We start from the raw sequence: 4609 nt of genomic DNA on the forward strand, positions 1-4609 counted from the left end.
TGACCTGGACTGACACTTTTTCATTTGAATTCCTTATCAATTGAGATTTCCAGTGATTTTTGACCGTAGGCTAGCCTGATAAAACAGGCACATCCACAATTTGGCTGAGTTTCATGGGTAATCAAGATGTAAATTGAAGCGAGGTTTTCATGGAAGTTATAACTACCATTACACCCATCTTTATCATTATCCTGCTGGGATGGGCTGCCCGTAAGAAAAGTTTTATTACCCCCGATTTCCTGGGGCCGGCCAATCGACTGGTATACTATCTTTCTATTCCAGCCATGATCTTCAACTCCATCTCCAGAGCTTCATTTCAGGAACAATTTGATGTCCGTCTCCTGTCTCTCACTCTCCTGGCAGCACTCCTGGTTTATATATCAACCCATCTGCTGACCGGATTCCTGGGAATGAATCCAGGTCGCGCCGGCACCTTTGTTCAAAGTTGTGGACACGGCAATCTCGGCTACATCGGCCTGCCCATTACTCTTTATTACCTGGGCGACAGCGGCCTGGCAAAAGCCGGTATTATCTGTGGTTTTCTGATGATAGTACAGAACCTCCTGTCTGTCATCACTTTGCAAATCCACAGTAAAAAACAGTTCCACGGAGTTAAATCCACACTGATACCACTTTGTAAAAACCCGGTTATAATAAGTGCCATGGCCGGTATCACGGTTTCAGCACTGGACCTTCCTGTTCCCACCATTCTCAGTTCAAGTTTCACCATACTTGGAGGACTTGCCCCGCCAATGGCTCTCCTGTTGATCGGGGCCTCCATTTCCATGAAACTGATCAAGGGCTACCTTCGTCCGACCTTAGGTGCCGCCACTATAAAACTCATCTTTCTTCCAGCCCTGGGGCTTGTTTTTTATCAATCAGCCGGCCTGACAACCGAAGAATTTCTTCCAGCCCTGATTCTCCTCTGCTCCCCGACAGCAACTCTTGCCTATGTCATGGCAAAAGAGATGGAGGGAGATGCAGAATTTGCGGTGGCTACCATTTCAGCCAGCACCCTGTTTTCTTCAGTTACTTTTGTTTTCTGGCTTGCCATGGTTTAATCTCCCGTATCACAGGACGCTACCCATGTGACCAGTTACATATTTTCATCTGTTTATGCCCGGGATCAATTGAGATAAAAACAATTGCAGCAATGAAAATCTCAAGTTAAACAAAATACAGTATCCATATTTTATTACAAACGAATTGCAATTATGACACAATCTTACAGTGAAAAAAATATTGTCCTGACAGGATTCATGGGGACAGGAAAAACAACTGTCGGTAAGCTTCTTGCCAAAAAACTTCAACGAAAATTCATTGACACTGATTTTTTAATTGAAAAACGCCAGCAACTGTCCATCCCTGATATTTTCAGAAACCTCGGTGAAAAAGCATTTCGCAGGATGGAGGCGACGGTAGCAAGAGAACTCGGCCAGAAAAAAGAACTGGTCATATCGACCGGAGGTCGTTTGATGCTCGATCCGGATAACGCGACTGCACTCGAAAGCACCGGCCTGGTTTTCTGTTTGAATGCCGGCCCAGAGACAATTCTTTCACGACTTGAACATGATGAAAATCACGCAAGGCCCCTTTTGCAGGGCCCTGATCCACACCGGAAAATTCTGCAACTGATGAACGAAAGAGAACAGGGATACAGACGTTTTACGACAATAGAGACTGATGGAATCCAACCGGATGAAATAGCCGATACAATTCTGGACTTCATACGGCTGGACTCCTGATTTTCAGCATCAGTTTTTTCTCAACCCCTGTCAAAACAAACCTTGAGCACATCTTTAAAGGTTGCCGCAAAATGGGGCGTAATCCCTTCCCTGATATGTTCCGGCAGCAGATCAAAATCCTCCCTGTTCTCTTTTGGCAGGACCACATCTCTGACCTTTGACCGCCTGGAGGCAATAATTTTTTCTTTCACTCCACCGATCGGCATTACCAGGCCGCTGAGGGTCAGTTCTCCAGTCATGGCGATATGCGGCCTTATGGGCTGATTCGTGGCCAGGGAATAGAGGGAACAGGCCATTGTGATACCGGCGGATGGCCCATCCTTGGGAGTTGCTCCCGCGGGGACATGGAGATGAATGAGATGTTTTCTGAAAAACTCACTCACCTTTTCATTGTCGCGAAAAAGTGAGCGGACATAGCTGTAGGCGATTTCCGATGACTCCACCATCACCTGCCCCAACTGCCCCGTCTGTTTAAAACCGGGCTGGGCCGCGGGAATAGGTATGGCTTCAATATGAAGGGTCGTTCCCCCCATACTGGTATAGGCCAGCCCGGTAATCACACCGACCCGTGGTTTTCTGAATGCATTTTCCTCGGCAAACAGTCTTTTGCCGAGCAGTTCCTGCAGATCACCCTTTCTGATCCTGATATTTTTTTCCGGATCATCAATGATTTTCTGCACCGATTTCCGCAGGATTTTCTTGATGCAGTTTTCAAGCCCCCTGACTCCTGCCTCCCTGGCGTATCCATCGACAATAGTAGCCAGAAGTGTTCGCGTCAGGGTTATCTGCTTCGCCGTCAGACCATGTTCCTTCAACTGTTTCGGAACAAGATGACGTTTGGCGATTTCCACTTTTTCCTTAAGGATGTAACCGGGCAACTGGATAACCTCCATCCTGTCCATCAAGGGTCCCGGGATGGTATCGAGCTGGTTTGCCGTACAGATAAAAAGAATCTTTGACAAATCAAACCGGACATCGAGATAATGATCCAGAAAATCACGGTTCTGTTCAGGATCAAGCACCTCCAGCAGAGCAGAGGCGGGATCCCCATGAAAACTTGCCCCTATTTTGTCAATCTCATCCAGCATAATCAGCGGATTTGCTGTATTGCAGGTCTTGATGGCCTGAATGAATTTACCGGGCATAGCCCCGATATAAGTCCGGCGATGTCCCTTTATCTCTGCCTCATCCCTCATGCCACCCAGGGAAAACCGGAAAAATTTACGCCCCAGACTTCTGGCCACAGACTGCCCGATTGAGGTCTTGCCGACCCCCGGTGGGCCCTGCAACAAAATAATAGTCCCGGAAAGATCTCCTTTGACCTTTCCCACCGACATCAATTCCAGAATACGCTCTTTGACATCTTCCAGACCATAATGATCCTGATTCAGGATTCTTGCTGCCTTTTTCAGATCATAATTATCCTTGCTGTAAACTCCCCACGGCAGGATGGTCAGCCAGTCCAGGTAGGTACGACTGACGTTGAATTCGGGAGAGGAAGAACCAAGGAGTCGCAATTTTTCCATCTCTTCCCGGACCTTCTCCCTTGCTTCATCGGAAAGCACCAGTTTCTTCAACCGGTTTTCGTACTTTTCCAACTCCGCCTGGGTATCATCCTTGGCAAGTCCCAGCTCTTTTTTAATCTCCTGGAGCTGTTGCTTGAGAAAAAATTCACGTTGCTGTCTGGATAATTGCTCTTCAATGCGTTTTGAAATCTTTGCCTTGAGCTTACTGATTTCCACTTCTTTCTTCAGAAGAATCAATACCGCCTCAATCCGTTCACGTACATCCTTTGTTTCAAGAATTTTCTGAATATCAGTCCCTGAGGATGTTGTCATGGAAGCGGCAAAATCGGCCAGTGATCCTGGATCATTGACATTTATCCTCTCGATAAGAAGAGACAGACCTTCCTTGAAAAGGGGATTGAGATTGACAAGTTCCTTGATACAATCAATGATCGCTACCGAATACGCTTTCAACTCTTTTGTATTTTCAGGAACCTCTTCCTGCCAGTACCGGACTTCGGCCACAAAAACCGAGTCCTGTTTCAGCAGGTTGACGATATCAAACCGGTCCATGGCCTGGCCCATCACCTGCAGTGGTTCTCCGGGCTTGGGGGGTGAGACCTGTATAACCCGAACGGCCACACCAACCTTGAAAAAATCATCTTGCCCTTCAGGCGCATAGGCCAGCATATCATCGGCAGGCTTCAACAGAACGAGGCCAAAATAGAGCGGTGTATTATTCTTTACCGATTCCATGACGGTTTTCTGCATGGAAGGATCATCCACCATGATCGGCCCCATCATTTTGGGAAACATGGGTCTGTCGTGAAGGGGAATAATCATCAGCTCTCCGGGCAATATATCTTTGGCCGGCACCAGTGATGTTCCTTTTTCCTCACCTCCTTCCGGCCGGGGATTTTCAATACCATCAGGAGTGAGTACAGTTGCCTTTTCGGTCATTTATGATCTCCTTATGAAATGATCTTATGGGTCTATATTGAACCTAAATCCTGCATTTCAGAAAATGAAAATGTAATTATTGTCTTATTTCAATACGTTATGATATGTTTAACGAATTTGGCCATTCACTTTTTGAGTGAATGTAAATTTTTTCATTTTCTTTGGACTGCGGGATTGGCAATTTTACCGGATCCGGAGTCTCGCAAGGGGTGAACTTGCCAATTGCAGGATTTAGGTTGAGTAAGTATCCACCGGTAAAACCGGTGGCTTTAAATTGTGAACCGCTCAAAGCGGTATGTTAAAAAGATTCACTGACCACCGTTCGGTGGTCGCCTATTTAAATAATGACAGTTGATCAACACGCTTGTCTTCTTTTTCTTGATCACGGATATATGTTCG

Annotated in this window: 3 protein-coding genes; 2 read left to right on the forward strand and 1 reads right to left on the reverse strand. The window is 46.4% G+C overall.

Going from position 1 to position 4609, the window contains the following annotated elements; all coding sequences use genetic code 11:
• Positions 1 to 149 precede the first annotated feature (149 nt).
• Together ACXLDX_RS11220 and ACXLDX_RS11225 are read left to right on the forward strand one after the other, a co-directional pair.
• Positions 150 to 1061 carry an AEC family transporter gene (locus tag ACXLDX_RS11220; protein ID WP_457577272.1) on the forward strand — a complete coding sequence of 304 codons (912 nt, stop codon included), beginning with the start codon at positions 150 to 152 and terminating at the stop codon, positions 1059 to 1061.
• Between the two features lie 153 nt (positions 1062 to 1214).
• Positions 1215 to 1745 carry a shikimate kinase gene (locus ACXLDX_RS11225; protein WP_457577273.1) on the forward strand — a complete coding sequence of 177 codons (531 nt, stop codon included), beginning with the start codon at positions 1215 to 1217 and terminating at the stop codon, positions 1743 to 1745.
• 20 nt (positions 1746 to 1765) lie between these two features.
• Here ACXLDX_RS11225 and lon read toward each other — a convergent pair whose 3' ends face one another.
• Complete coding sequence (gene lon / locus ACXLDX_RS11230; protein WP_457577274.1) at positions 1766 to 4210, reverse strand: endopeptidase La; 2445 nt, start codon at positions 4208 to 4210, stop codon at positions 1766 to 1768.
• Between the last annotated feature and the right edge of the window lie 399 nt (positions 4211 to 4609).

The organism is Desulfomarina sp. (genome assembly GCF_054039375.1).

Coding starts and splice junctions, on each gene's coding strand:
- ACXLDX_RS11220 (WP_457577272.1), top strand. CDS start 150: ATGGAAGTTATAACTACCATTACACCCATCTTTATCATTATCCTGCTG.
- ACXLDX_RS11225 (WP_457577273.1), top strand. CDS start 1,215: ATGACACAATCTTACAGTGAAAAAAATATTGTCCTGACAGGATTCATG.
- lon (WP_457577274.1), bottom strand. CDS start 4,210: ATGACCGAAAAGGCAACTGTACTCACTCCTGATGGTATTGAAAATCCC.